Origin of the sequence: Synechococcus sp. RS9909 (assembly GCF_014279595.1) — a bacterium.
In the GTDB taxonomy this organism is placed as follows: Bacteria; Cyanobacteriota; Cyanobacteriia; order PCC-6307; family Cyanobiaceae; genus Synechococcus_C.
The window spans coordinates 419682-443040 of sequence record NZ_CP047943.1 but is presented as its reverse complement, the minus strand read 5'-3'; the positions used below and the strand labels follow the sequence as shown (position 1 = coordinate 443040).

The 23359-nt window shown below is 66.9% G+C and carries 28 protein-coding genes and 1 tRNA gene; 17 read left to right on the top strand and 12 right to left on the bottom strand.

Annotation, left to right across the window (positions count from 1 at the left end; translation table 11 throughout):
* The 4 genes from SynRS9909_RS02100 to gatC are packed head-to-tail and all read left to right on the top strand — an operon-like array spanning window position 1 to window position 2012.
* Window positions 1–765, top strand: a complete 765-nt coding sequence (locus SynRS9909_RS02100; RefSeq protein ID WP_240307720.1) for a queuosine precursor transporter — start codon at window positions 1–3, stop codon at window positions 763–765.
* 5 nt (window positions 766–770) lie between these two features.
* A complete protein-coding gene (locus SynRS9909_RS02095) occupies window positions 771–914 on the top strand; it encodes a hypothetical protein (protein ID WP_007100717.1) in 144 nt (47 codons plus the stop codon).
* Between the two features lie 19 nt (window positions 915–933).
* The gene (locus SynRS9909_RS02090) at window positions 934–1722 is read left to right on the top strand and encodes a creatininase family protein (RefSeq protein WP_038000871.1); all 789 of its coding nucleotides are present in this window, start codon (window positions 934–936) and stop codon (window positions 1720–1722) included.
* A complete protein-coding gene (gene gatC / locus SynRS9909_RS02085) occupies window positions 1719–2012 on the top strand; it encodes an Asp-tRNA(Asn)/Glu-tRNA(Gln) amidotransferase subunit GatC (RefSeq protein ID WP_007100719.1) in 294 nt (97 codons plus the stop codon). The genes SynRS9909_RS02090 and gatC overlap by 4 nt, the downstream gene beginning before the upstream one ends.
* A gap of 1 nt (window position 2013) precedes the next feature.
* Here the strand turns inward: gatC and crtR are convergent, their stop codons facing one another.
* Both crtR and SynRS9909_RS02075 read right to left on the bottom strand, forming a co-directional pair.
* A complete protein-coding gene (gene crtR / locus SynRS9909_RS02080; RefSeq protein WP_038000872.1) occupies window positions 2014–3018 on the bottom strand; it encodes a beta-carotene hydroxylase in 1005 nt (334 codons plus the stop codon).
* Window positions 3019–3075: 57 nt separating this feature from the next.
* Window positions 3076–3157, bottom strand: a tRNA-Leu gene (locus SynRS9909_RS02075).
* Window positions 3158–3212: 55 nt separating this feature from the next.
* Between SynRS9909_RS02075 and SynRS9909_RS02070 the strand changes: the two genes are divergently transcribed.
* Together SynRS9909_RS02070 and ileS are read left to right on the top strand one after the other, a co-directional pair.
* Window positions 3213–3761: a Ycf66 family protein gene (locus SynRS9909_RS02070; RefSeq protein WP_007100721.1), complete on the top strand. Its 549-nt coding sequence runs from the start codon at window positions 3213–3215 to the stop codon at window positions 3759–3761.
* 22 nt (window positions 3762–3783) lie between these two features.
* Complete coding sequence (ileS, locus tag SynRS9909_RS02065; RefSeq protein ID WP_007100722.1) at window positions 3784–6693, top strand: isoleucine--tRNA ligase; 2910 nt, start codon at window positions 3784–3786, stop codon at window positions 6691–6693.
* A 12-nt stretch (window positions 6694–6705) separates the two neighbouring features.
* On the opposite strand, the gene SynRS9909_RS02060 is transcribed toward ileS, so the two are convergent.
* Together SynRS9909_RS02060 and SynRS9909_RS02055 are read right to left on the bottom strand one after the other, a co-directional pair.
* Window positions 6706–7014, bottom strand: coding sequence for a hypothetical protein (locus SynRS9909_RS02060; RefSeq protein WP_007100723.1), 309 nt, complete (start codon window positions 7012–7014; stop codon window positions 6706–6708).
* Entirely contained in the window at window positions 7004–7615 is a 612-nt protein-coding gene (locus tag SynRS9909_RS02055) for a DUF3177 family protein (protein ID WP_038001642.1), read from the bottom strand. Before SynRS9909_RS02055 ends, SynRS9909_RS02060 begins: the two co-directional genes overlap by 11 nt.
* A gap of 70 nt (window positions 7616–7685) precedes the next feature.
* On the opposite strand from SynRS9909_RS02055, the gene SynRS9909_RS02050 reads away from it, so the two are divergent.
* From SynRS9909_RS02050 to SynRS9909_RS02035, 4 genes are read left to right on the top strand one after another with little or no spacing between them, the layout of a single operon-like run.
* Window positions 7686–8948: an FIST N-terminal domain-containing protein gene (locus SynRS9909_RS02050; RefSeq protein ID WP_038000873.1), complete on the top strand. Its 1263-nt coding sequence runs from the start codon at window positions 7686–7688 to the stop codon at window positions 8946–8948.
* Window positions 8948–9664, top strand: a complete 717-nt coding sequence (gene trmB, locus SynRS9909_RS02045; protein WP_007100726.1) for a tRNA (guanosine(46)-N7)-methyltransferase TrmB — start codon at window positions 8948–8950, stop codon at window positions 9662–9664. The genes SynRS9909_RS02050 and trmB overlap by 1 nt, the downstream gene beginning before the upstream one ends.
* Complete coding sequence (locus tag SynRS9909_RS02040) at window positions 9657–10985, top strand: IctB family putative bicarbonate transporter (RefSeq protein ID WP_007100727.1); 1329 nt, start codon at window positions 9657–9659, stop codon at window positions 10983–10985. The genes trmB and SynRS9909_RS02040 overlap by 8 nt, the downstream gene beginning before the upstream one ends.
* The gene (locus SynRS9909_RS02035) at window positions 10982–11959 is read left to right on the top strand and encodes a BadF/BadG/BcrA/BcrD ATPase family protein (protein WP_007100728.1); all 978 of its coding nucleotides are present in this window, start codon (window positions 10982–10984) and stop codon (window positions 11957–11959) included. The genes SynRS9909_RS02040 and SynRS9909_RS02035 overlap by 4 nt, the downstream gene beginning before the upstream one ends.
* On the opposite strand, the gene glmM is transcribed toward SynRS9909_RS02035, so the two are convergent.
* Entirely contained in the window at window positions 11946–13346 is a 1401-nt protein-coding gene (gene glmM, locus SynRS9909_RS02030; RefSeq protein WP_007100729.1) for a phosphoglucosamine mutase, read from the bottom strand. The genes SynRS9909_RS02035 and glmM overlap by 14 nt on opposite strands.
* 53 nt (window positions 13347–13399) lie before the next feature.
* Window positions 13400–13609 (bottom strand): hypothetical protein, encoded by a 210-nt coding sequence (locus SynRS9909_RS02025; RefSeq protein WP_007100730.1) that lies wholly within the window; start codon window positions 13607–13609, stop codon window positions 13400–13402.
* Window positions 13610–13675: 66 nt separating this feature from the next.
* Here SynRS9909_RS02025 and SynRS9909_RS02020 point away from each other — a divergent pair, with 66 nt between their 5' ends.
* The gene (locus SynRS9909_RS02020) at window positions 13676–15682 is read left to right on the top strand and encodes a transglycosylase SLT domain-containing protein (RefSeq protein WP_007100731.1); all 2007 of its coding nucleotides are present in this window, start codon (window positions 13676–13678) and stop codon (window positions 15680–15682) included.
* Here the strand turns inward: SynRS9909_RS02020 and SynRS9909_RS02015 are convergent.
* Window positions 15675–16175, bottom strand: coding sequence for a hypothetical protein (locus tag SynRS9909_RS02015; RefSeq protein WP_007100732.1), 501 nt, complete (start codon window positions 16173–16175; stop codon window positions 15675–15677). The two genes, SynRS9909_RS02020 and SynRS9909_RS02015, sit on opposite strands and share 8 nt — an antisense overlap.
* Window positions 16176–16288: 113 nt before the next feature.
* Here SynRS9909_RS02015 and SynRS9909_RS02010 point away from each other — a divergent pair, with 113 nt between their 5' ends.
* On the top strand, window positions 16289–16846 hold the full coding sequence (locus tag SynRS9909_RS02010; protein ID WP_007100733.1) for a thioredoxin domain-containing protein: 558 nt from the start codon (window positions 16289–16291) through the stop codon (window positions 16844–16846).
* A 23-nt stretch (window positions 16847–16869) separates the two neighbouring features.
* Window positions 16870–17595, top strand: coding sequence for an FAD-dependent thymidylate synthase (gene thyX / locus SynRS9909_RS02005; RefSeq protein WP_007100734.1), 726 nt, complete (start codon window positions 16870–16872; stop codon window positions 17593–17595).
* 1 nt (window position 17596) lies between these two features.
* Here the strand turns inward: thyX and dcd are convergent, their stop codons facing one another.
* Both dcd and SynRS9909_RS01995 read right to left on the bottom strand, forming a co-directional pair.
* Window positions 17597–18190 (bottom strand): dCTP deaminase, encoded by a 594-nt coding sequence (gene dcd / locus SynRS9909_RS02000; protein WP_007100735.1) that lies wholly within the window; start codon window positions 18188–18190, stop codon window positions 17597–17599.
* A complete protein-coding gene (locus SynRS9909_RS01995; protein WP_007100736.1) occupies window positions 18190–18798 on the bottom strand; it encodes a cob(I)yrinic acid a,c-diamide adenosyltransferase in 609 nt (202 codons plus the stop codon). The genes dcd and SynRS9909_RS01995 overlap by 1 nt, the downstream gene beginning before the upstream one ends.
* A 161-nt stretch (window positions 18799–18959) precedes the next feature.
* Between SynRS9909_RS01995 and rph the strand changes: the two genes are divergently transcribed.
* The 4 genes from rph to SynRS9909_RS01975 all read left to right on the top strand — a co-directional run bounded on the left by rph (window position 18960) and on the right by SynRS9909_RS01975 (window position 22228).
* Complete coding sequence (gene rph / locus SynRS9909_RS01990; protein ID WP_038000877.1) at window positions 18960–19700, top strand: ribonuclease PH; 741 nt, start codon at window positions 18960–18962, stop codon at window positions 19698–19700.
* A gap of 78 nt (window positions 19701–19778) precedes the next feature.
* Window positions 19779–20522, top strand: coding sequence for a global nitrogen regulator NtcA (gene ntcA / locus SynRS9909_RS01985; protein ID WP_007100738.1), 744 nt, complete (start codon window positions 19779–19781; stop codon window positions 20520–20522).
* Window positions 20523–20585: 63 nt separating this feature from the next.
* On the top strand, window positions 20586–21797 hold the full coding sequence (locus tag SynRS9909_RS01980; RefSeq protein WP_007100739.1) for a DUF3084 domain-containing protein: 1212 nt from the start codon (window positions 20586–20588) through the stop codon (window positions 21795–21797).
* Window positions 21797–22228, top strand: coding sequence for a hypothetical protein (locus SynRS9909_RS01975; protein ID WP_007100740.1), 432 nt, complete (start codon window positions 21797–21799; stop codon window positions 22226–22228). Before SynRS9909_RS01980 ends, SynRS9909_RS01975 begins: the two co-directional genes overlap by 1 nt.
* Here SynRS9909_RS01975 and SynRS9909_RS01970 read toward each other — a convergent pair.
* Genes SynRS9909_RS01970 through SynRS9909_RS01960 form a run of 3 tightly spaced genes read right to left on the bottom strand, consistent with a single transcriptional unit; the run spans window position 22206 to window position 23358 of the window.
* Window positions 22206–22463, bottom strand: a complete 258-nt coding sequence (locus SynRS9909_RS01970; RefSeq protein ID WP_007100741.1) for a DUF3146 family protein — start codon at window positions 22461–22463, stop codon at window positions 22206–22208. The two genes, SynRS9909_RS01975 and SynRS9909_RS01970, sit on opposite strands and share 23 nt — an antisense overlap.
* Window positions 22460–23083, bottom strand: a complete 624-nt coding sequence (gene pth / locus SynRS9909_RS01965) for an aminoacyl-tRNA hydrolase (RefSeq protein ID WP_007100742.1) — start codon at window positions 23081–23083, stop codon at window positions 22460–22462. The genes SynRS9909_RS01970 and pth overlap by 4 nt, the downstream gene beginning before the upstream one ends.
* The gene (locus SynRS9909_RS01960; protein ID WP_007100743.1) at window positions 23083–23358 is read right to left on the bottom strand and encodes a TatA/E family twin arginine-targeting protein translocase; all 276 of its coding nucleotides are present in this window, start codon (window positions 23356–23358) and stop codon (window positions 23083–23085) included. The genes pth and SynRS9909_RS01960 overlap by 1 nt, the downstream gene beginning before the upstream one ends.
* Between the last annotated feature and the right edge of the window lies 1 nt (window position 23359).

The following is a 23359-nucleotide window of genomic DNA, read 5'->3' as shown; positions in this document are numbered from 1 at the left end:
ATGGGCAAGCCTGCTGGCGCCAACCGGATGACTCCCGATCACCAGGCACGCCGCACACTCGTTTTCCTAGTGCTGTCGGGCCTGTTTCTAGGCACGCTGGGCATGCTCAACATTCTCGGCCTCACCCGCTTCCTGGACCTGGGCCACATCGGCTCCTGGCCGATCGTCGTTGCCGTCGGCGCCCTGCCCTACCCGGTGACGTTTCTCTGCACCGATCTGATCAGCGAACTGTGGGGAGAACAACGGGCAGCCCAGGTGGTGTGGGTGGGCCTGCTCCTCAATGGCTGGGTGGTGCTGATCCTCTGGCTTGGCGGCATCCTGCCGGGACTGGAAGGAGCGCCAGAGAGCACGTTCTTCGCGATTCAACGCCTGGCCTTCGGCTCGGTGGGAGCCTCGATGGCGGCCTATGTCACCGCCCAGTTCGTGGATGTGCGTCTCTTTCACTTCTGGAAACAGCGCACGAACGGCAAGGCGCTGTGGTTGCGCAACAACGGCTCCACCCTGGTGAGCCAGCTCGTGGACACCACCGCCGTGGTGCTGATCAGCCATTACGGCGCCCACGTGCTGCCCCTGCGCAGCGACGACCCCGTGCTGCCCCAACTGGGGGCCTACATCGCCAGTGGCTACCTGTTCAAGGCACTGGCAGCCCTCGCTGACACCCTGCCGTTCATCTGGCTCACGGGCTGGCTGCGGCAGTGGCTGGATGTGCCCGCTGCAGGGATGACAGCGACCGAAACGCTGCCAGGCTGTAGCGAGACCCTCTGACTGTCATGGACGCCGCCCTGCATTCGTTCAACCTCGGCACCGTGCTGCTGTTCGGCAGCGGTCTGTTCGTGCTGACGACGCTGTATTTCGGCACCCGCGGTGGCTACTACAACACCGATCAATACGACGGCAACGGCACCGCCCACTGATGGCGTTCAGACTGGCTTGATGACATCACCCCTGCCCGGTCCCGTCACCAGCACTGACGCCATCCGACTTGATCTCCAGACCTGGCCCGACGTGGAGGCCTACCTGGAACGCTGCCGCGGCGTCATCCTTCCCTTGGGATCCACCGAACAGCACGGCCCCACAGGAGCGATCGGCACCGACGCCCTCACCGCCGAAGCGGTGGCTCTGGAGCTGGGCCGCCGCAGCGGTGTGCTGGTGACGCCGACCCAGGCCTTCGGCATGGCCGAGCACCACCTGGGCTTCGCCGGCACCATGAGCCTGCAGCCGAGCACTCTCCTCAGCGTGTTGCACGACCTGGTGCTGTCGCTGGCCGGCCATGGCTTCGAGCGCATCTTCGTGGTGAATGGCCATGGCGGCAACATCGCCACCGCCAAAGCCGCCTTCGCCCAGGCCTACGGCACAGCTGCGAGCCGCGGCCTCGCGGTGGCGCCGCGCTTGCGTTGCAAACTGGCCAACTGGTTCATGGCTGGGCCTGTGATGCGTCGAGCCCGAGAGCTCTACGGCGAACGGGAAGGCCAGCACGCCACCCCCAGCGAGATCGCCCTCACCCTGCATCTGCACAGCTGCCTGCAGCGCAAGCAGCGCCCCCTGCCGGAGCCGGCTGCCTGCGGGCCCATCCATGGTCCGGCTGATTTCCGTGCGCGTTACCCCGACGGCCGCATGGGATCCGATCCCTCCCTGGCCACGCCAGACCATGGCGCTGAACTGCTCGACACGGCCGCGACCGCCCTGCGCGAAGATCTGGAAACTTTCCTCAACGCCGCATGAGCAAGATCACGGCTGACGACGTGCGCAAGGTGGCGCAGCTGGCTCGTCTCGAACTGCCTGAAGACACAATCTCCACCTACACCGGCCAGCTGGAGCGCATCCTCGACTACGTCGACCAGCTCCAGGCCGTGGACACCGATGGCGTTCCTCCCACCACCCGCGCCGTGGAGGTGATCAATGCCACCCGCGACGATCGCGTCGTGGCCACTCAGGTGCGTGAAGAACTGCTGGATCAGGCGCCGCAGCGGGAGGGTGATTTCTTCCGGGTGCCGAAGATCCTGGCGGATTGATTCAGGAGCCCCGACGGGACGGCGTCACGGCCGTGCGTTGCAACAGATTCAACCAACCACGGCGCATGCGGCGGCTGGGCATCACCCGGGCCAGAGGGCGCATCTTGCTGCCATGGGGCTTGTGACTGCGCACCCCGAGAAAGATGTCGTAGAGGAAATTCACCAGATCATGGCGGGTCTCAAACAGACCCAGACGCTGAGGAGAACCTTTGGCATCCAGCAATGGCTTGGTGGCTTCGTAGGCCGGCTTGTATTCAAACCAGGGGATCGACGGCCAGAGGTGATGCACCAGGTGATAGTTCTGGCCCATGATCAGCCAGTTCATCGTGCGCCCCGGATACACACGAGCGTTCAACCAGCGGTTGCGTGACAGAAAGGGGCGGTGGGGAAGGTAATCAAAAAACAACCCCAATGTGACACCCACCATCAGGGCAGGCGCAAACCAGCAATTGAAGATGAAAGGCAGGAAGCCAAAGCGCACCGCCGCCGCAATGATCGTGAAGAACACGGCACGCTCCAGGCCCCATTGCATCAATTCCCAGCGCCTCCAGAGCTTGCGCTGAAAGAAAAACACCTCGTGATAAAAGAAGCGCGGCGCGATCAACCAGAGCGGACCGAAGGTGCTCACGATGTGGTCCGGATCGTTTTTGGGATCGTTCACATGGGAGTGGTGCTGGAGATGCACCCGAGTGAACACGGGAAAGCTGAACCCCAGCAGCAGGGCGGAGCCATGGCCCATCGCCTGGTTGATCCAGGGCACCGGATGGGCCGCCTTGTGGCAGGCGTCGTGCACAACCGTGCCCTCAAGATGCAGGGCAAGAAACCCGGTGATCAGCAGCAAGGGCAGAGGCCAGCCCCCCACAAACCATCCCCACACCGTGAGGGCAGCCAGGCCATAACCGCCGAGGAAGAGCGCCACGGTGGGATTCCAGACCCCGGGAGGATCCAGAAATTCCCTCGGCACGGAACGCAGTGGTGCAACGGCCTGAACGGAAGCCTGTGTCATCGGTGGACGCGACCCTCTCAACATGCCAGAAGCGTTATGACCCTAGGTGACAAGTGATGCCCACCGGGGGACTTGAACCCCCACGACCGAAGCCACTGGTACCTAAAACCAGCGCGTCTACCAATTCCGCCAGATGGGCAAGAGTTGAACTGTAGGCATCGGCCCAGAATGGACCCAAGCGGCGGAGTGCTCGAATGCTGGCCACCCTCACAGGGGATCTCTGTCTGCTGGCGGGTCTGGCCCTGCTGCTGCTGCCCCTGCTCGCCACCGAGCTGAGCCGCCCCCGCGACAGCGCCTGGGGAGCCCTGGTGCTCCTGCTCGGGCTGGTGCTGGTGACCAGCAGTGATCGCCTGCGCGGCGCCCCGATGCTGGCCGTGGTCTGCGCCACGTTGCTGATCACCCGGCTGGGGGTGGAGGTTGGCCAGGGGCGCTGGAACCAGCTTGGCGAGGAGGAACGTCAACGGCTGCGTTCCAGTGAACGCTGGAGCACCAGCCTGCAGCAGTTGCTGGCTGCGATCCGTCGTCTGGCCGGCAACACCGGCAGCGCCCTGGCCAGCCTCAAACCGCCAAGCGCCGCTCCCGACCGCCCTGAGGGCAGCAACCGCAGCGGCAAGCGCTGGGTGAGGCCTGAGCCGTCGACCCAGGCGACCAACCCCGAGGCCACCAACACCGAAACCACCAAGCCCGCTGACACCGGCGTCGCTGACACCGGCGCCGCAGAGAGCTCCGGCCAGGACGGATAATTCCCTCTGCCACAGCGCCACCGTGACCGAACAGACGCGCCCTGACGCTGACGCACGACCGTCGTACAAGGACAGCCTCAACCTCCTGCAGACCGGCTTCGGCATGCGGGCCAACGCCAGGCAACGGGAACCGGAGCTCCAGGCGTTCTGGAGCGAGCGAGGCGTGGATCTCAAGCTCGGCGTGGAGAATCCCGGCCCCGTGTTCACCCTGCACGACGGGCCGCCCTACGCCAACGGCGCCCTGCACATGGGCCACGCCCTCAACAAGGTGCTCAAGGACATCATCAACAAGCATCGGCTGATGCAGGGCCGCCGGGTGCGCTTCGTGCCCGGCTGGGACTGCCACGGCCTGCCGATCGAACTCAAGGTGCTTCAGGCGATGGACCAGGAGCAACGCCAGGCCCTGACCCCCCTCAAGCTGCGCAAGAAAGCCGCCGCCTACGCCCGCAAACAGGTGGAAGGCCAGATGGCCGGCTTCAAACGCTGGGGCATCTGGGCCGACTGGGAGCACCCCTACCTCACCCTCCAGAAGGACTACGAAGCGGCCCAGATCGAGGTGTTCGGCACGATGGCCCTCAAGGGGCACATCTATCGAGGCCTCAAGCCCGTGCACTGGAGCCCCAGCTCCCGCACGGCCCTGGCGGAAGCGGAGCTGGAGTATCCCGACGGCCACACAAGCCCGAGCGTTTATGTGGCCTTCCCAACCCTCGAAGCCCCGCCAGCGCTCCGGACGGCATTGCAACAGCAGGGCGTTGAGCTACCAGCGGACGGCGACGCCCTACAGGACGCCCTGCAGGTGGCGATCTGGACCACCACGCCCTGGACCCTGCCCGCCAACCTGGCCGTGTCGGTCAATGACCGCCTCGACTACTGCCTGGCCGACGACGGCAGGGGAAGCTTACTGATCGTGGCAGCCGACCTGCGCGACACCCTCGCCGGCAAACTCGGGCGACCGCTGGCGGCGAAGGCCGTCGTGAAGGGAGCGCTCCTGGCGGGGCTCGTCTACCGCCATCCCCTTCTGGAACGGGAAAGCCCGGTTTTGGTCGGTGGCGAGTACATCACCACCGAATCAGGCACGGGCCTGGTGCACACCGCACCTGGCCATGGCGTGGATGACTTCAACACCGGCCGCAAACACGGCCTGCCGGTGCTCTGCCCGGTGGATGAAGCCGGCACCCTCACGGAAGAAGCCGGCCCCTTTGCCGGTCTGAACGTGCTCAAAGACGCCAACCCGGCGATCATCGACGCCCTGGAGACCGCCGGAGCACTGCTCCTGCAGGAGAGCTACAGCCACCGCTATCCCTACGACTGGCGCACGAAGAAACCCACGATCTTCCGGGCCACGGAGCAATGGTTCGCCTCTGTGGAGGGCTTCCGCAGCGAAGCCCTCGCCGCCATCGACGCGGTGGAGTGGCTGCCGGCCTCCGGCCGGAACCGGATCGAAGCGATGGTGGCGGAACGGGGTGACTGGTGCATCTCGCGCCAGCGCACCTGGGGGGTGCCGATCCCCGTGTTTTATCACCGCAGCAGCGGCGAAGTGCTGCTGAACGCCGACTCGATTGCCCACATCCAGGCGCTGATCGCCGAACACGGTGCCGACGTCTGGTGGGAGAACGACGAGAGCGTGCTGCTCCCCCCCAGCCATCAGGGCGAAGCGGTGCAGTGGCGCAAGGGCACCGACACGATGGATGTGTGGTTCGACTCTGGCTCCAGCTGGGCCGCCGTCGCCAGCCAGCGCGATGGCCTCAGCTACCCGGCTGACCTCTACCTGGAGGGATCGGATCAGCACCGCGGCTGGTTCCAGAGCTCCCTGCTCACCTCGGTGGCGGTGAATGGCCATGCCCCCTACCGCACCGTGCTCACCCATGGCTTCGCCCTGGATGAGAAGGGCCGCAAGATGAGCAAATCCCTCGGCAATGTGGTGGATCCGATGGTGATCATCGAGGGTGGCAAAAACCAGAAACAGGAACCTCCCTACGGCGCCGATGTGCTGCGCCTGTGGGTGAGTTCCGTCGACTACTCCGCCGATGTGCCGATCGGCGCCGGCATCCTGCGCCAACTGGCCGATGTGTACCGGAAGGTGCGCAACACCGCGCGCTACCTGCTCGGTAATCTCCACGATTTCGATCCTGGCCGCGATGGCGTGCCGATGGAAGCGCTGCCATTGCTCGATCGCTGGATGCTGCAGCGCACGGCCGTGGTGCTCGATGAGATCAGCGAAGCCTTCGAACGCTACGAGTTCTTCCGCTTCTTCCAGCTGCTGCAGAACTACTGCGTTGCCGATCTCTCCAACTTCTACCTCGACATCGCCAAGGACAGGCTTTATGTGAGTGCACCGAACGACCGGCGGCGGCGCAGCTGCCAGACGGTGATGGCGTTGATCATCGAACGCCTTGCCGGAGCGATCGCGCCCGTGCTCTGCCACATGGCCGAAGACATCTGGCAGAACCTGCCCTACGCCGTGGCCGAAGACTCGGTGTTCCGACGCGGCTGGCCGGTGGTGCCTGACAGCTGGCGGGACGAGAGCCTGAATGCGCCGATGCAACAGCTGCGCGACCTGCGCGGCGCGGTGAACCGGGTGCTGGAAGAGTGCCGCGGCCGTCAGGAGCTGGGCGCCGCGTTGGAGGCAGCGGTGCGGGTCGAGGCCCGCTCCGAGTCGCTCCAGTCAGCGCTGACCTGGCTGGCCGACCACGGCGATCCGGAGGTGGATGGGTTGCGGGATTGGCTGCTTGTGTCCCAGCTGCAACTCGGGGGCGAACCCTGGGCGGAACTGCTGGCGAGCGACGACAGCAATCCCCTCGCCGTGATCGAGGTGGCGCGCGCCCGCGGCGAAAAATGCGAACGCTGTTGGCATTACGAAAGCGACATCGGCCAGCATGCCGATCACCCCAGCCTCTGCGGCCGCTGCGTGGCCGTGCTCAAACGGCGCTGAAACAGCCTGCCCTCAACACCACCGGGCTGGATCCAGCAACGCCTGGGCCGGAATCGGCCCCTGTAACCGCTGCTCCTGCTGGGGCAGAAGGGGGCCAACCAACAACTCGGCCGCATCGAGCACGCCACCCTCAGGCAACACACAGGTGTCGGGGTCAAAGGCCGTGGGATGGGTGGTGCAACTGGAAAAGCCGCGATAGATCAGCACTTCCAGTGGCTCGATCTCGCCCGTGGCCGTGATCACCCTGCCGCTCAGACGCACCACCCGATCGGCGCGCTCGCGACTGATCGCCTCCAGCGCTTGCAGCAGATCAGAACTCACCGGCCACCCGTCCCTGCCGCGGCAAACGCACCAGCAACCACTGGATCAGGCCCACCACGTAGGCCACCAACACCACATAGCCCACAAACGCAGCGACCGCCGCGGTCCACTGGCCGCCGAACACGAAATCGAACAGGCGCTCCACCACCCGATGCAACCCCTGGGGAGCCTCCAACCAGACCTTGCAATCGGCACCCTCCAGCTGACGGACACAGGGCAGACCTGTGGCGGCCATCAGCGTGGCCAGCACAGCGAAACCCGTGAACGCCCAACGCCAGATCCGCACGGTGAGCGGGAGAGGTCGCCAGGTCGGCGAGTCGGCCAGCTCTTCGTTCAGGTCAACCCAGAACCAGATCGACACCAGCATCAACACGGGAGCCAGCAGCAGAGTGACGTAACCGAGCGGACGCTGATCGGTGAGCAGAAGCAGGCTGATCGCCAACAGGCTGGCGACCTTCCAGTAGATCGTGAGCAGTCGCACCATCGCTGGCTCCCGCCGCAGCGCCGCCCAGATCAGCAGCACCAGCGGCAAGCCAAACGCGAAGCAGGCCCCCAGCCGATAGGTGAGCCAGACCAGGCTGCGGTAAGGGAGATCGGGCACCGGCACGGTTCGGGAAGGCGCCATTATCGACGCCGGCGCTGGCGACAGCGACGTTGGTAAGGTCCAGTTCATGACGCCGTTTTCACCGCTCAACTGGTTTCGATCGCCTGCTACGCAGGCGTCCTGCCGGACGGCGTTGTCATGCGAAGCCTCCCTGGACGAGGCGGTGAGGCAGGTGGCGGATGAGCTCGGCTCCGCCGCGGCCGATCTGGCTCTGGTGTTCGTGTCCAGCCATTTCGCCAGTGACCTGCCGCGGCTGCTGCCCCTGCTCCACAAACGGCTGCAGAGCACCCACTGGCTCGGGGCCGTGGGTGGAGGCGTCATCGGCACCGACCGCTCCGGCAAAGCCTCCGAAGTGGAACGCAACGCCGCCCTCAGCGTCACCCTGCTCAACCTCCCCGGCGCGGTACTGCAGCCCTTCGCCGTCGCCACCGACAGCCTGCCCGATCTCGATGGGTCCAGCGAAGAGTGGCACCGCTGGTTCGGGCTCGCCCCCAACACCACCCGCGCCATGCTGCTGCTGGTGGATCCTGGCAGCAGCGGCATCAACGACCTGATCAGTGGCCGCGACTACGCCTACCCCGCAGCCGCCTGCATCGGCGGCATCGCCGCACCCCACAACGCCCCCCATGGCTCGCTGTTGAGCGGAGATCAGGTGGTGAGCGGTGCCGTGGGCCTCGGCATCGGCGGCGACTGGACCCTGGACCCGGTGGTGGCCCAGGGGTGTCGCCCGATCGGCCCCGTGTTTGCAATCGAACAATCCCATCGCAACGTGCTGCTGCAGCTGAGCGAAGGCAGCCGTCGCGACAGCCCGGTCGCCTGCCTGCAGCGGGTGCTGGCGGAACTCACGGAGGACGAAAGGGAGATGGCGAAGGATTCCCTCTTCCTTGGGGTGGAACGACGGGATCTGTTGATCGGCGGCAATCAACCGAGCGAACCCGGCAGTGCCTTCCTGGTGCGCAATCTGATCGGGGTCGACCCCCGCAACGGCGCCGTGGCGGTGGCGGAACGGGTGCGCCCCGGACAAAACGTGCAGTTTCAGTTGCGCGAGGCGAATGCCTCACGCCAGGAGGCGAGCCAGCTGCTCTGCGCCGCCCGTGAACGGGCGGAACGCCCACCCCTGCTGGGGCTGCTGTTCGCCTGCCTCGGTCGCGGCAGCGGCCTCTTCGGCGTCGCCGACGGCGATGTGTCGATCGCCCGGAGCGTGATGACCGATCTGCCCATCAGCGGCGCCTTCTGCAATGGCGAAATCGGCCCCCTGGGCGGCAGCACCCATCTCCATGGCTACACCGCCTGCTGGGGGTTGCTGCGCCAGGCGCCCCTATCGAGCTGATGCGCCAGCACGTCAATCCCCTCAGCCGGTTCTTCCAGCTGCCCCGGGAGCTGCCCGCTCCAGAGGCCCTATTCAGCGACCCCTTCCTGCCGATCCATCTCGACATCGGTTCGGCCCGTGGCCGCTTTCTGCTCGACCTGGCGGCCGTGCAACCGCACTGGAACCACCTCGGCGTGGAGATCCGTCGCCCCCTGGTGGAGGCAGCCCAGCGCGACCGGGATCGGCTCAACCTCCACAACCTCCACTTCCTGTTCTGCAACGCCAATGTGAGCCTCGAAGGCTGGCTGGCCGCGCTGGGCCATGACCAGCTGCAGCGGGTGTCGATTCAGTTCCCCGATCCCTGGTTCAAAAAGCGCCACCGCAAACGTCGTGTGCTGCAGCCCTCCCTGCTGCTGGCGATCGCAGCAGCATTGACGCCTGGACGGGAGCTGTTTCTGCAAAGCGATGTGCTCGAGGTGATCGAGCCGATGGTGCAGCTCACCGAACTGAGCGGCGCCTTCACCAGGCCCCCAGGCGATGCCACGCCATGGCGCGGCGCCAACCCGTTGCCCGTGGGCACGGAGCGGGAGCGCTATGTGCTCGGCCAGGATCTGCCGGTGTACCGAGTGCTGTTCCGCCGCAACGCACAGCCGCTCCCGAGGCGCGCCGCGCTCGAAACGGAGTGGGAACGGGTCGATAATCCCGCAGACGACGCTCCCGGCACTCCCGATGGCTGAGGCTTCGGCCCCCACCCCCTGGCTCCTGCGCTGGCAGGGCCTGCTGGCCAGCCCGCCAGGGCTGCAACAACGGCTCAGCCTCTGGGCCGGCTGGATTCTGATCGCACTGCTCGCCGGACTGCCGTGGATCAGTCGCACCGGGCTCGGCCTGGTAATCCTGGCCGCAGGAGCGCTCTGGCTTCTCTGGAGCACCACCCAGCCGCCGGGTCGCCTCGGTGCCATCAACCTCTGGCTGCTGCTCTTTCTGGCCATCGCCGTCCTGGCCACCGGGCTGTCGCCGGTGCCCCTGGCCGCCGCCAAAGGCCTGGCCAAGCTGGTCAGTTACCTCGGCGTCTACGCCCTGATGCAACGGTTACTGGCGGCACACCCCCTCTGGTGGGATCGCCTCGCCGCCGCCCTGCTGGCGGGCGAACTGGCCACCAGCGTGTTCGCGCTGCGTCAGCTCTACGGCCCCACGGAAGAACTGGCCCGCTGGGCCGATCCCAACTCGGTAGCCGAAGGCACGATCCGGATCTACGGCCCCCTCGGCAATCCCAACCTGCTGGCGGGCTATCTGGTGCCGATCCTGCCCCTGGCCCTCGCGGCCCTGCTGCGCTGGCGGGGATGGGGTCAGCGACTGTTCGCGGGCATGGCCCTGGCCCTCGGTGCTGCCGCCACCCTGTTCAGTTACAGCCGCGGCGGCTGGCTGGGCATGCTCGCCGCACTTGGGCTGTTCGTGCTGCTTCTGCTGCTGCGGGCGATCCGCGACTGGCCGCCCCTCTGGCGAAGGCTTCTGCCCCTTGCCCTGCTCGTGCTGGCCGGACTGGCTCTTGCCATCGCAGCCACCCAGATCGAACCGATCCGCACCCGGGTGGCCAGCCTGCTGGCGGGGCGAGGCGACAGCTCCAACAACTTCCGCATCAACGTGTGGCTGGCCGCACTCGAGATGATTCAAGACAGGCCCTGGATCGGCATCGGCCCGGGCAATGCCGCCTTCAACAGCATCTATCCGCTGTATCAGCAGCCCAAATTCAATGCCCTCAGTGCCTACTCCGTGCCCTTGGAGATCCTGGTGGAAACGGGCGTTCCCGGTCTGATTGCCTGTCTCGGACTCGCCTGGTGCAGCCTGCGGCAAGGTCTGGCCGGTCTGCGCGAGCGCGGCGCCTTCAGCCTGCCCCGACTGGCCTGCCTCGCCGCGATCGTCGGCCTGCTGGTGCAGGGTGCCACCGACACGATCTTCTTCCGGCCGGAGGTGCAGATCATCGGTTGGTTCTGCCTGGCGAGCCTGGCGCAGCCCCTCAGCCCAGCCACTGATCCAGCGGCGGAGCCCAGCGACGGATGAGTCCCCTGTTTTTGGCGGGCTTCGATGCCGGCCAGACCTCCTGCCGCTGCCGGCTCCGCCGCTGGGACAGCCGCAGCAACCTCTGGCAGGACTTCGCCGAAGGGCGTGGCTCCCCCGTGTCGCATCTGGACGCTGAGGGTGGCGAGGACCGCTTCCGGGCCGCCCTGCGCAGCAGCCTTAACGCCGCCTGGGCGGCGGCTGAGGCGGAAGCGCCCGGGTCGATCGCCACCAAGACCGCGCTGACAGCAGCCGCGATCGGCGCCAGTGGCCTGGAGCAGGGCACGGCCCTGCAGACCCGCGCCCAGGAGCTGATGGCGGCGGAACTGACGCTGCCGCCGCACCGCTGCCTGGCGACCGGGGATGAACGCACGGCACTCCACGGCGCTTTTCCTGATGCGGCGGGGATCGTGCTCATCAGCGGCACCGGCATGATCTGCCTGGGCCGGAACCGCCAGGGCGAGGAGGCGCGCAGCGGTGGCTGGGGCTGGATGCTGGATGGGGCCGGTGGGGCCTTCGATCTGGGGCAGCAGGGCCTGCAGCTGACGCTGCGGATGGCCGATGGCCGCCTGCCGGACAGGCCGCTGCGGCAACAGCTCTGGCACGCCCTCCAATGCAGCGGTGCGGCGGAGATCAAGGCCCTGGTGGTGCGTCCGGAGCGGAGTGTGCCGGCCCTGGCCCAGCTGGCGCCGCTGGTGCAGGACGCCGCCGCTGCAGGCGATCCCGACGCCGCAGCGATCCTGCAGCGCTCGGCCGACGCCCTGGCGGAGGCGGTGACCGCCGTCGCCAACCGCCTCTCTCTCGCCACCGTGGCGATCAGTCCTCGGGGCGGGGCGCTGGAGCATCTGCCCCTGTTTCGCGAGGCGGTGGAACGGGCCCTCCAGGCTCGCTTGCGCCACTGGCACTGGCAAGCGGGTCAAGCCGACGCCTGCGCCGGCGCCCTCACCCTGGCGGAGCGCCTGCTCAGGCCGCGTTGAGGTGCTGATCGGCGCACTGGGCCAGGCGGCTGGTCCAGTGCTCCACCATCGCCAGCTCCGAGGCCTCCACCATCACCCGCAGCAGCGGTTCGGTGCCGCTGGACCGCACGAGCACCCGGCCGTTGTCGGCCATGGTCGCTTCCGCCTGCTGCACCAGATCAGCCAGCGGAGCGCACGCCGCCCAGCCTTGACGCCGGGCCCGATCGGGCACGCGCACATTCACCAGCTTCTGCGGATAGGCCTGAAAACTCCGATCGCGCCAGTCGGCGAGGCTGAGCTGGCGCTCCTGGCACAGGGTGGCGAGCTGCAGGGCGGTGAGCACGCCATCGCCCGACAGTCCATGGGCCGCCGAGAGGATGTGTCCCGACTGCTCACCCCCGAGGCCGGCCCCACTGCTGACCATGGCGGCATGCACGTGCTGATCGCCCACGGGCGTGCGCTCCAGCACGCCACCGCGCGCCTGCCAGGCCCGCTCAAATCCCAGGTTTGACATCACCGTGGCCACCAGCCGCTGCTCGGGCAGGGCCCGAGCCTCCTGCAGCGCCGATCCCCAGAGATAGAGCACGTGGTCGCCATCCACGACCCGACCGCGACCATCCACCGCGAGCATTCGATCGGCGTCGCCGTCAAAAGCGAACCCCATCGCAGCACCCCGCTCCAGCACGGCATGGCGCAGGGGCTCCAGGTGGGTGGAGCCGCAGTTCACATTGATGCGGGCACCATCGGGCTCGCCATGCAAGACGGTGAGATCAGCCCCGAGGCTGGTAAACACGTTGGCGCCGCAGGCGGTCGCCGATCCCCAGCAGAGGTCGAGCACGATCGGCACCCCATCCAGCCGCTGATCGGGCACGCTCGCCAGCAGAGCATCGCGGTAATGGATCAGCAGGTCGGGGCGGTGATGGGCGGGGCCACAGCCCTGGGATCCCTCACCGATGGCACCCACGCCTGTTTCTCCATGGAGCCCGGCCTCGATCGCCTGCTGCAGCTCACTGCGCAACTTGCTGCCATCGGCCCCGAACACCTTGATGCCGTTGTCGTGGGGCGGGTTGTGGCTCGCCGATACCATCAAGCCACCGGCGGCGCCAGTGCGACGGATCAGCCCTGGCACCGCCGGAGTGGCGCAGAGCCCGAGCGTCCACACCTCCCGCCCTGCAGCGGTGAGCCCTGCGGTCAACGCCGCCACGATCATGGCGCCGCTGCTGCGCGAATCCATGCCGATCAGCACCGGGCCCGCCTTGGGCAGCACCCGGCCGCACCAGTAGCCCACCTGCAGCGCCAGAGCCGGCGTGATCGTGGTGCCCACCCGGCCGCGCAGGCCATCGGTGCCGAAGCTGGCCTGCGCCGGCGCGTGGGGCAATCCCAGGGGCGGAATGGCGGTCTCGACCATGGGGGCGTTGGAAGGCAACCAAGGTTACGGGCCGCGGGCGATGCGGCCCTGTCTCAGCGCCAGCGCCGCGGTGCCAACAACAGCAGCACCAACTCCAGCAGGGCCCAGAGGGCCACCACCAACACCAGCCAGCCCGGGATCCACAACAGCGGCCACAGCCAGCGACCTCCCCACACAAGAAGCAACAGCAACCAGGCCAGGCCGCAGCGACGCCGTTGCGACTGCCCCGGACGCTGCCAGCGCGGCTCGCTCGCCATCACCATCTGCTGCCGACTGCGCCCAGAATGCCAGCTGTCAGAGGCTCCGGCCTGCCCGATGCGTGCTCTCCGATGCGTGGTCTGATCCTGATCGGCGGCACCGCCATCGCCAGCCTGGCGCTGATCGTCGTGGGCCAGCCCCTGCTGCGGCAGCGCCAAACCCAGATCAACCCCTCCACAAGCCCAGGAACCCTCTGGCGGCACTACCGCTGGTCCACCGACCCTGAGCAGCGCCGCGAGGCCGCCCTCTCCCTGAGCCACAGGACAGACGACGCCGCGACCAGGCAGCGACTGCTGGCGGGGCAGGGCTGGGGCCGCAGCGACCTGGCCGCCGTGAGCGTGCAACGTCAGGCGGACACGGCCGCTGCACTCGGACAACGGCAGAAGGCCGCCGCCCACTGGCGCGATCTGCTGCGCCGCTTTCCGGGCAGCGCCGCCAGCGCCGATGCCCGGTATCACCTGAGCGCCGGCGACCCAGACCTGCAGCAACAACTGCGGCAGCAGCAGCCGGCCCACCCCGCCGCTCTCGACAGCGCCGTGCGCGATGGCGATGGGCTCCACCTCGCCCGCTGGGGCCCGAACCATCCGGGGGCAGGCCCTCTGATCCGGGCAGCCTGTGATCGCGAAGCCGGGCCCGCACCCTCCGCCGCAGGCCGCAACATCCTCGCCAGAGCCCTGGCGGCACGGGGCGATGGCGCCGCTGCTCTCCGGTGTTTGCAGGGGGCAACGCCAGAACCCGCCACGATGCTGGCGATCGGCACAGCCCTGCTCAATGGCCACGCTGGCCAACGCGCCCAGGGGCAGGCGCTGCTGTTGCAGCTCACCCAACGGCCAGAAGCCACCGCTGGAGGTAAGGGGGAGACCCTGGCCCTCGAGGCGGCCGCACAGATCAGCGCCCCCCTCAAGCCTGATCCGGCCCTGCTGGCCGCCATCCCCCAACCCGTCCGCAACCGCTCCGCTGATGTGGCGGCCGCGGAGGTGCGCCTGGGGCAACGTCAGGATGCCGAGGCCGTGCTGCAACGCTGGCCCGCAGCCCCGGCCAGCTGGCAACTGCAATGGGACCTGGCCCGGGAGGCCCTGCTCAAGGGGCAGTGGCGAGCGGCGGCGCACTGGCTCGGCGCCATTCCAGCCTCCAACCTGCCCGAGCCCCTGGCGGCACGCCAGCAATTCTGGCTGGGACTGGCAAACGCCAAACAAGACCAGCGCTCGGAGGCCGAGGCGATCTGGCAACGCCTGATCAAGGAGCACCCTCCCGGCTATTACACCTGGCGAGCCGCCAGCCGCCTCAAGGGCACCCGGCTGCCATCGCTGCTGCAACCTTTTCCCGAGGCCAGCACTGCTCCCCAGCCCGAAGCGTCCGGCTGGGACCCCCTGAACAGTGGCGATGCGGAGGTTGACACCCTGTGGCGGCTGGGATTGACCAAAGCCGCCTGGGAGACCTGGCGGAGCCGGCACCCTGAAGCCGAGGCCCCTGCCGAAGGCCTGGTGGAGGGCCAGCTGCGGCTGGCCCGTGGTGACAGCTGGAACGGCCTGGACCGTCTTTGGCGTTCAAGCCTGCGGCTGGTGGATGACGACTGCCCGACGCGCGAGCGCCTGCATCGCAGTCAGCACCCGAGGCGGTATGAAGCCAGTTTTGCGGAGGCCAGCGAGGCTGCCGGCATTCGCAGCGAGCTCCCCCTGGCGATCGCCAAACAGGAATCGCGCTTCTCAGCGGCAGTGGCTTCACCGGTGGGCGCCGTGGGGCTGATGCAACTGATGCCGGCGACGGCAAATGAAGTGGCTGGCCGCACCCTCAACCGCGACGACCTCGAGCAACCGGAGCTCAATGCACGCCTTGGCAGCCGCTACCTGGCATGGCTGCTGCGGCAGTGGAACGGCAACCCCTGGCTGGCGATCGCCAGTTACAACGCCGGCCCCGGTGCCGCTGGGTCGTGGCAATCGCCCGAGCTGCAGAGCGACCCCGAACTCTGGGTGGAGCGCATTCCCTATCCGGAAACCCGCCTCTACACCAAAAAGGTGTTGGGCAATCTCTGGGCCTATCTAAATCCTCAGGGGCTGGTGTGTCCGCCGCTCAAGTGAGCCAACGTCCCAGGGCGGCGGCGTCAAACGGATTGGGGAGGGCATGCCCCAGCCAGATCCCACCGAGCACGATCAACGCCAGCCAGCTGGCCGCCACGAAGGGAGGCGGCACCACCTTGATGCGGGTGAGATCGAGCCGGGCCAGCAGCACGGCCGAGGAAAGGATCAACACGTCCGAGAGAAGGCTGAGCTGCAGCACATACAAGCCACCGGTGATCACCAGCAGCAACGTCACCACGAGGCTGATCACCCGACTGGAGGCCATCAGCATCGAGATCTGGCGCAGCAGCAGGTCGGGCATGGTGCAGATCACCACCACCAGCAGAGCCTGCACCACCTCCACAGTCCAGAAGATTTGGGGGTCGATGCCGCGGGATTGCATCAGTTCCTGCTGAAAGATCGTCCAGTGATGACCGAGCAGAACCGCCACCACAAACAGCACCAGCACGAGCGGGGCGCGGAAGGGCAAGACGAGGAAACGCAGCAGAGCCATCAATGCGCGATGCCGGCAGAGCCCTGAAAGCCGTGCCCAAAGTAGCGGGGGAGCCGACCGGGCGCTGGCGGCATGGGCCTGCCAGAGTGTCGCCGCGATCGCGATCGTCCGGCATGAGTGGCAGCGCTGCCCCCACCAGCCTCAGCACCGTGCAGAAAGTGCTGCTGCTGGCCTGTGCCCTGGTGCTGGCGGGGCTGTTATTTCTTCTGCGCGGAGGCCTGACGGCGGAAAGTCCCTTGGACCAGCTGGCGCGCCGATCGCTGCTGCCGGAGCAGGCCCTGACGAGCGGTCGACCGACCCTGCTGGAGTTCTATGCCGACTGGTGCGAGGTGTGCCGGGAGATGGCACCGGCGATGCTCGCCAATGAGCAGCGGTATCGCGACCAGCTCAATGTGGTGCTGGTGAACGTCGACAACCCCCGCTGGCAGGACCTGATCGATCGCTACGACGTGAACGGGATTCCCCAGCTCAACCTCTTTGATGCGGAAGGCCAGCCGCGCGGCCGTTCGCTCGGCCGCCGCTCCCAGACGGAACTGGAAGCCTTGAGTGAGGCCCTGATCGACAACAGCCCGCTGCCACAGCTGGCCGGTGTCGGCGACACCACCCCACTGACGCCTGCGACTGTGGCCACACCGGCGCCCTCCGGCGTCGGTCCGCGCAGCCACGGCTGAATGCCATCACGCCCAGAACACCCATGGATTCCCGCTTCCGCGTCGATCTGATTGCTGCCACCCCCAACCCGCAGCAGTGCGTGTATGCCGGCATGCATCAGGACTACAGCGAGGGCTTCGTGGCCGCTGATCGCGACAACTGGCCGGATGAAACCCGGGCCGGTGAAATCTGCGTGAAACGGCTCCTGGCGGGTGAGCGTGGCCATTACGGTCCGCTGGAGCATGCCCAGATCGTGCTCAACGTGGGCTGGTTTCCCCATTCGGTGATGCAGCAGGCCCGCACCCATCGGGTGGGCGTGAGCTTTGATGTGCAATCGATGCGCTACACCGGCGAGAGAATCTGCCGGGCCGCGAACGGCGACATCGATCTCGAGGAGGTGTTCTACCTGCGCCCAGAGGGCCAGTACAGCGACCGCCAGGGCAAGAAGTATGCCTACACCGCCGCAGAGCGCAGCAAGGATCTCGCCCTCTGCCGCGCGGCGGCGGCGCGCTATCGCGACCTGCTCGCCGCCGGCTTCGCTGAAGAACATGCCCGCGGCATCCTGCCCTTCGATTACCGCCAGCACTTCGTGGTGAGCTTCAGCTTGCGGGCCTTTCTGCACTTCATGGATCTACGCGCCAAACTCGATGCTCAGCAAGAGATTCGCGAACTCTGCGATCTGCTCTGGCCCCACCTGCAGCAGTGGGCACCGGAATTCGCCACTTGGTACGAAAAGAGCCGCTTGCATAAGGCAAAGCTGGCGCCTTAGATCACACCTTTGCCAGCGTCACCCGTTCCGGTTGATGCTGGTATTTGCCTTGGCGGTCGCTGTAGGTGGTGTCGCAGGGATCCCCCTCGAAGAAGAGCAGCTGACAGATACCTTCATTGGCATAAATACGGCAGTCAGCACCGGAGCTGTTGCTGAATTCCAGAGTGAGGTGTCCTTCCCAGCTCGCTTCCGCTGGCGTGGTATTGACGATGATGCCCAGGCGGGCATAGGTGCTTTTGCCGAGGCAAATCACCGTGATGTTCGCGGGCACCTTCATCTTTTCCAGGGCCACACCCAAGCCATAGGAGTGGGCCGGAAGGATGAAGTAATCGCCATCGGCATCGTGATGGAGCTCCGTGGGCTCCAGGTTGGCGGGATTGAACCGCTTCGGGTTCATCACCGTGCCCGGCACGTGCTTGAAGATCAGGAATTCCTGCGGCGACAGGCGCAGGTCGTAGCCATACGACGAGCATCCGAAGCTGAGCACCGGGCGCTGCTGCTGATCCGGCTCCAGATGACGGACCAGCCCCGCCTGGAAAGGCTCCAGCATGCCGGCCTGCGCCTGTTCGGTGATCCAGCGATCGTTCTTGAGCATCAGAAGCCTCGGCGCAGTTCCGTGACCTGATCAGCCAGCCCCATCAGAAACTCGGGGATTGCCGGGCCGGTGACAATCACATCCACCGAACCCGGACGGCGCTGCAGCGCAGCCTGCACATCCTCCTCGTTCAGGTAGCCGAGCGCAATCGCCAGACCCAGCTCATCAAGCACGAGCTGATCCAACTCGCCCGCCAGCAGGCTGTCGCGACACACCTGCCAGAGCGCTTCCACCGCATCGTTCACCGCAGGCGGCTGCCCCTCAGCCGGCTCACCCAGACAACCAGGCACGGCTGGACGCAACCAATCCAGCCGTCCGCAGAGGCTGAGGCGACGCTCTGGCCCCTGGTCGACGCCCCCTTTGAGGAACTGCACCACCATCACCCGGCTGCCAAGACCGGCGGCGCGCAGCGCCTGGCTGAACACTGTGGAAAAACTGCCACGATAGGGAGCCGTATGCACCTGCAACTGACCCTCCGGTGCCACCAGATGCAGGGGTGGCCGCGGCGGCACAGGGGGCAACGGCCGCAGACCAGCACGCTCAAGGGCCCGGCGCTCGGCGCTGCGCGGGTCCAGGGGGCGATGGCTCGAACTGAGGCTGGCGGTCATGGCGTTCACACGGCCGCACCCGGCCTGCAGGGTTCGAATCTAGCGCCGGAAGCGCGGCACACAAGCCGACTGACACCATCCATGGTGTGCGCCCCTGGTCATGGTGTGCGCCTGGGACAACGGTCGAGCTGTCAGGCTCAGCTGCATGCCGCCGCGCCTCGATGTCCAACCAGGTCTCCACACGAGTCGATGGCCGCTCGCCCAGCGAACTGAGGCCTGTCGCGATCGAGTGGGATCCGATGGGCTTTGCCCTCAGCTCCGTGCTGGTGCGCAGCGGGCGCACGGCCGTGCTCTGCAGCATTGGCCACGAGGCCGGCGTGCCCCGCTGGCGCATGGGCAGCGGCAAGGGCTGGCTCAGTGCCGAGTACCGCCTGCTGCCCGGGTCAACGCCCGAGCGGCAGAAGCGGGAACTGCTGAAACTCTCCGGCCGCACCCAGGAGATCCAACGCCTGATCGGCCGCAGCCTCAGGGCTTGCCTCGACATGGAGGCCCTGGGGGAGAACACCCTGCTGGTCGACTGCGATGTGATCCAGGCCGATGCCGGCACCCGCACCGCCGCAATCACCGGCGCCTGGGTGGCGCTGCAACGGGCCTGCGAGCGCCTGGTGAAGCGAGGCGACCTCAGCCACAACCCCGTGCGCGACCAGGTGGCCGCCGTCTCGGTGGGGCTGATCGGCGGAGAGGCGCTGCTCGACCTCAACTACAGCGAAGACAGCCAGGCCGATGTGGATCTGAATGTGGTGATGGATGGCAGCGGCCGCCTGCTGGAACTGCAGGGCACCGCTGAAGGTGCCCCCTTCAGCCGCAGCGAACTGACGCGGCTGCTCGACCTGGCCGAACCAGGCCTGACGGCCCTGATGGCGGCGCAGCAGCGGGCCCTGGCACCGGAGTCGCGCCCCTGAGCAACGCCGGATTTCGTGTGGATTGCTACAAGGTGGAGCCAGGGCCATCCGTAGCGTCCAGCCACCTGCAGTGCCGCCATGGTCGGAGCCACCCGCGGCTTCAGCCGTTACTCACCCCAGCCCGCTCCAGCTTCCAGCGGCGGCGGCACCACCCTGGCCAACACGGCCACGGCCCATACCCCCACCCTCCTGGAAGTGATCCGCGATCTGGAGGGTGCCAGCACCGAGCTGGTGGAACGGGGTAAAACCATCTTTTTCCCCGGTGATCCCGCCGAGCGGGTGTACCTGATCCGGCGTGGCGCCGTCAGGCTGTCCCGGGTCTACGAATCGGGGGAGGAGATCACCGTGGCGCTGCTGCGGGAAAACAGCCTCTTCGGGGTGCTGTCGCTGCTCACCGGCCATCGCTCCGATCGCTTCTATCACGCTGTGGCCTTCACCCGGGTCGAGATGGTCACGGCGCCTGCCGCTTCCGTGCGCCAGGCGATCGAAGCCGATACCGGCGTAGGCCTGTTGCTGCTGCAAGGGCTCTCAAGCCGCATCCTGCAAACCGAAACGATGATCGAAACGCTCACCCACCGCGACATGTCGTCGCGACTGGTGAGTTTTCTGCTCGTGCTCTGCCGCGATTTCGGCATCCCCGGCACCCAGGGCATCACCATCGACCTGCGGCTCTCGCATCAATCAATCGCTGAAGCGATCGGATCCACCCGCGTCACCATCACCCGACTGCTCGGGGATCTGCGCAATGCGGGGCTGGTGGAAATCGACCGAAAGAAGATCACCGTGCTCGATCCGATCGCCCTCGCCAAACGTTTCAGCTGAGCCATCCGCGGGGGACAATGGGCTCCGGTCGGCCCGTCGTCCCCCTTCACCGCCCTTGGATTCGTGACCGGCTGGCTGTTGATCCTGATCCTGCTCGTGCTCGGTGGCGTGCTCGCCACCCTGGGCGATCGGCTCGGCTCCAAGGTGGGCAAGGCCCGGTTGAGCCTGATGGGATTGCGGCCGCGCCGCACCGCCGTGGTGATCACCGTGCTCACGGGCAGCCTGATTTCAGCGCTGTCGCTCGGCCTGCTGCTGCTGGTGAGTCGGCAGCTGCGGGTGGGGCTGTTTGAACTGAACGCCCTGCAGACCAAGCTCAACGACAGCCGCAAGGCCCTGAAGGCGAGTCGGCAGGCCCAGAAGAAAGCGAGCCGTGAACTGCTTCAGGCCCAGGCCGAACGCTCGCGTGCCAGCAAGGATCTGGCCGATGCCAAAGCCAAGGCCGAAACCCTCCGCCAGGCGCTGGTGCCGCTGCAGCAACAACGCCAGCAGCTGGAGGCGGAACGGGCTCGACTCAGCCGCGACGTGAAAGCGCGCGATGCCGAGATCCGACGCACGGAAGCCGAGCTGGCCCAGGTGCGCGATCGCATTCGCAGCGGCGAGGCGGAACTGCGCCAACTGGAGAAAAACGTGTTGGCCCTGCGGCGAGGCAGCGTGGTGCTCAGCAGCGGCGAACCCCTGGCCACAGCGACCCTGCGGCTCGACAATCCAGGGCAAGCCAAGCAGGTGATCGACCAGATGCTGCGTGAGGCCAACCTGCAGGCCTACCAGCGGGTGTTGCCGGGTGAGAAGGCCGATCGGCAGATTCTGCTGGTGCCACGCAACGACATTGAACGGCTCGAACAGGTGATTCGCCAACCGGGCACCTGGGTGGTGAACATCCGCTCCGCCGCCAATGTGCTACTTGGCGAAACCGTGGTCTATGCCATTCCTGAAGTACGTCCGAACACCCAGGTGGTGAACACGGGCGATGTGCTGGCGCGCACCACGATCGAACGCAACGAGACTGGCAACGAAGCGGTGCGCAACCGCTTGAATCTGCTCCTGGCCTCCGCCCTTGCTGAAGCCCAACGGCGGGGGTCCCTCAGTCAGGGACTCCAGTTCGACGCCAACCGCCTCAACAGCCTCGGACAGCAGCTGCTGGAGCGAACTCCCTCCCGCATCGAGCTGGAGGTGGTGACCCTGCGCAGCAGTGACACCGCCGATCCCGTGGCTGTGGAGCTGCGGGCCGTCGGCGACATCCCCTCCAACACACCAGCTGGCGCCCCCACCCCCTGATGACACGCCTGCTCGCGATCGACCCGGGACGCAGCAAATGTGGCCTGGTGCTCTGCGAGCTCAATCGCCACCGTGTGATCGAGGGCCTGGTGCTGCCGGTGGAGGATGTTCTCCACCAGATCCAGCGCTGGAGCGACGAAGAACCGATCAGCACCGTGGTGCTGGGCAACGGCACCGGCAGTGCCGACTGGGAACAACGCCTGCGCCCCCTGCTGCCCGTGGAGCTGGTGGAGGAACGGGGCACCACCCTGCGAGCGCGCGCGCGCTACTGGACGCTGCGACCACCGCGGGGCTGGCGCCGGCTGCTCCCCGAAGGCCTGCGACTGCCACCGCTCGATCTCGATGCCTTCGCGGCACTGGTGATGCTCGAAGATCACTTCGGCGTCAGACTCGACTGGCCCGATCCGCTCAGAAACGGGCACGCACCGTGAAGGTGTAGTCGCCTCCCGGTTCCAGGTGGTAATCGGCCTTCACGAGAAAGCGGAGCAGGGCATCCTCAATCAAGGCCCGCCCCAGCGAAGGCTCCACATGCAGTTCACCGCGATCAAACAACCAGCAGAATTCCCAGGCAAAGCCCCCGGCCTGCACCTCGCCCTCCAGGCGCTGCTGCTGAAAGCTCTGACGCAGGACCCGGAGATGGGCCGTGGTGACCGGCAGGGCACTCATGGGCCGCTTTCCTCGTCTACCAGCTGCAGACCATTGAGATGGTTGCCGGCGCGCTCCAATCCCTGGCGCTGGATCTGATCCACACCCTGCACCACCGCCTCGATCACCTGATCCAGCAGCGGCTGCTCCGCTTGGCTGAAGCGACCGAGCACATGGGACACGGTGCGGGCACGACGCTCCTCTGCCGTGCGTCCCGGAGCACCGATGCCAATCCGGAGTCGGGCAAAGGCCTCGGTGCCCAGATGCTGAATGGTGCTGCGCAGACCGTTGTGGCCACCAGCGCCGCCCTTGGCGCGAAGGCGCAGACGTCCTAGCGGTAGGTCCATGTCATCCACCACCACCAGCACCTGATTGACATCGAACTGGAACCAATCCAGGGCAGCACGAATCGAGCGACCACTCTCATTCATGAAGGTCTGCGGCATGAGCAACCGCAACCGGCCTGGCCCAAAGCCGATCTCCGCCACCTGCCCCTGCAGCTTGGCCATCGATCGAAAGGCGCTGGCGTTGCGGCGGGCCAGAGCTTCCAACGCCATGAATCCCACGTTGTGGCGGGTGCCGTGGTAGCGATCACCTGGATTGCCGAGCCCAACAAGGAGCCGCAGCTGTCCGGCCTGCATCAGGACGCGGAATCGCCTGGCTTCACGCGCTCACCAGCGGCTGCATCGCGAGGCAAAGGTTCCGCGACAGGTGGCAGTGGGGCTTGCTCGATCGGCTCGGGTTCCGCCATCGCCTTGTTGATCTCCCGCTCAAATTCCTTTGAGGCAGACTGGAAACCCTTCAGGGTTTTGCCCAGAGTCCGCCCCAACTCCGGCAGGCGCTTGGGCCCAAACACCAGCAGGGCCACCGCACCGATCACGGCCATCTCGGGGAGGCCGATGCCGAAGACATTCATC

Excerpts from the sequence above, each read along its gene's own strand:
- pth (WP_007100742.1), bottom strand. The coding sequence starts at position 23,083 with ATGCAGGCCGGACAGCTGCGGCTCCTTGTTGGGCTCGGCAATCCAGGT.
- SynRS9909_RS02010 (WP_007100733.1), top strand. The coding sequence starts at position 16,289 with ATGAGTGGCAGCGCTGCCCCCACCAGCCTCAGCACCGTGCAGAAAGTG.
- SynRS9909_RS01975 (WP_007100740.1), top strand. The coding sequence starts at position 21,797 with ATGACACGCCTGCTCGCGATCGACCCGGGACGCAGCAAATGTGGCCTG.
- SynRS9909_RS02025 (WP_007100730.1), bottom strand. The coding sequence starts at position 13,609 with ATGGTGATGGCGAGCGAGCCGCGCTGGCAGCGTCCGGGGCAGTCGCAA.
- SynRS9909_RS01970 (WP_007100741.1), bottom strand. The coding sequence starts at position 22,463 with ATGAGTGCCCTGCCGGTCACCACGGCCCATCTCCGGGTCCTGCGTCAG.
- SynRS9909_RS02100 (WP_240307720.1), top strand. The coding sequence starts at position 1 with ATGGGCAAGCCTGCTGGCGCCAACCGGATGACTCCCGATCACCAGGCA.
- SynRS9909_RS01960 (WP_007100743.1), bottom strand. The coding sequence starts at position 23,358 with ATGAATGTCTTCGGCATCGGCCTCCCCGAGATGGCCGTGATCGGTGCG.
- trmB (WP_007100726.1), top strand. The coding sequence starts at position 8,948 with ATGCGCCAGCACGTCAATCCCCTCAGCCGGTTCTTCCAGCTGCCCCGG.
- gatC (WP_007100719.1), top strand. The coding sequence starts at position 1,719 with ATGAGCAAGATCACGGCTGACGACGTGCGCAAGGTGGCGCAGCTGGCT.
- rph (WP_038000877.1), top strand. The coding sequence starts at position 18,960 with ATGTCCAACCAGGTCTCCACACGAGTCGATGGCCGCTCGCCCAGCGAA.
- SynRS9909_RS02090 (WP_038000871.1), top strand. The coding sequence starts at position 934 with ATGACATCACCCCTGCCCGGTCCCGTCACCAGCACTGACGCCATCCGA.
- thyX (WP_007100734.1), top strand. The coding sequence starts at position 16,870 with ATGGATTCCCGCTTCCGCGTCGATCTGATTGCTGCCACCCCCAACCCG.
- SynRS9909_RS02040 (WP_007100727.1), top strand. The coding sequence starts at position 9,657 with ATGGCTGAGGCTTCGGCCCCCACCCCCTGGCTCCTGCGCTGGCAGGGC.
- crtR (WP_038000872.1), bottom strand. The coding sequence starts at position 3,018 with ATGACACAGGCTTCCGTTCAGGCCGTTGCACCACTGCGTTCCGTGCCG.
- SynRS9909_RS02020 (WP_007100731.1), top strand. The coding sequence starts at position 13,676 with ATGCGTGGTCTGATCCTGATCGGCGGCACCGCCATCGCCAGCCTGGCG.
- SynRS9909_RS01995 (WP_007100736.1), bottom strand. The coding sequence starts at position 18,798 with ATGACCGCCAGCCTCAGTTCGAGCCATCGCCCCCTGGACCCGCGCAGC.
- SynRS9909_RS02035 (WP_007100728.1), top strand. The coding sequence starts at position 10,982 with ATGAGTCCCCTGTTTTTGGCGGGCTTCGATGCCGGCCAGACCTCCTGC.
- glmM (WP_007100729.1), bottom strand. The coding sequence starts at position 13,346 with ATGGTCGAGACCGCCATTCCGCCCCTGGGATTGCCCCACGCGCCGGCG.
- SynRS9909_RS02050 (WP_038000873.1), top strand. The coding sequence starts at position 7,686 with ATGACGCCGTTTTCACCGCTCAACTGGTTTCGATCGCCTGCTACGCAG.
- SynRS9909_RS02095 (WP_007100717.1), top strand. The coding sequence starts at position 771 with ATGGACGCCGCCCTGCATTCGTTCAACCTCGGCACCGTGCTGCTGTTC.
- dcd (WP_007100735.1), bottom strand. The coding sequence starts at position 18,190 with ATGCTCAAGAACGATCGCTGGATCACCGAACAGGCGCAGGCCGGCATG.
- SynRS9909_RS02070 (WP_007100721.1), top strand. The coding sequence starts at position 3,213 with ATGCTGGCCACCCTCACAGGGGATCTCTGTCTGCTGGCGGGTCTGGCC.
- ntcA (WP_007100738.1), top strand. The coding sequence starts at position 19,779 with ATGGTCGGAGCCACCCGCGGCTTCAGCCGTTACTCACCCCAGCCCGCT.
- SynRS9909_RS02015 (WP_007100732.1), bottom strand. The coding sequence starts at position 16,175 with ATGGCTCTGCTGCGTTTCCTCGTCTTGCCCTTCCGCGCCCCGCTCGTG.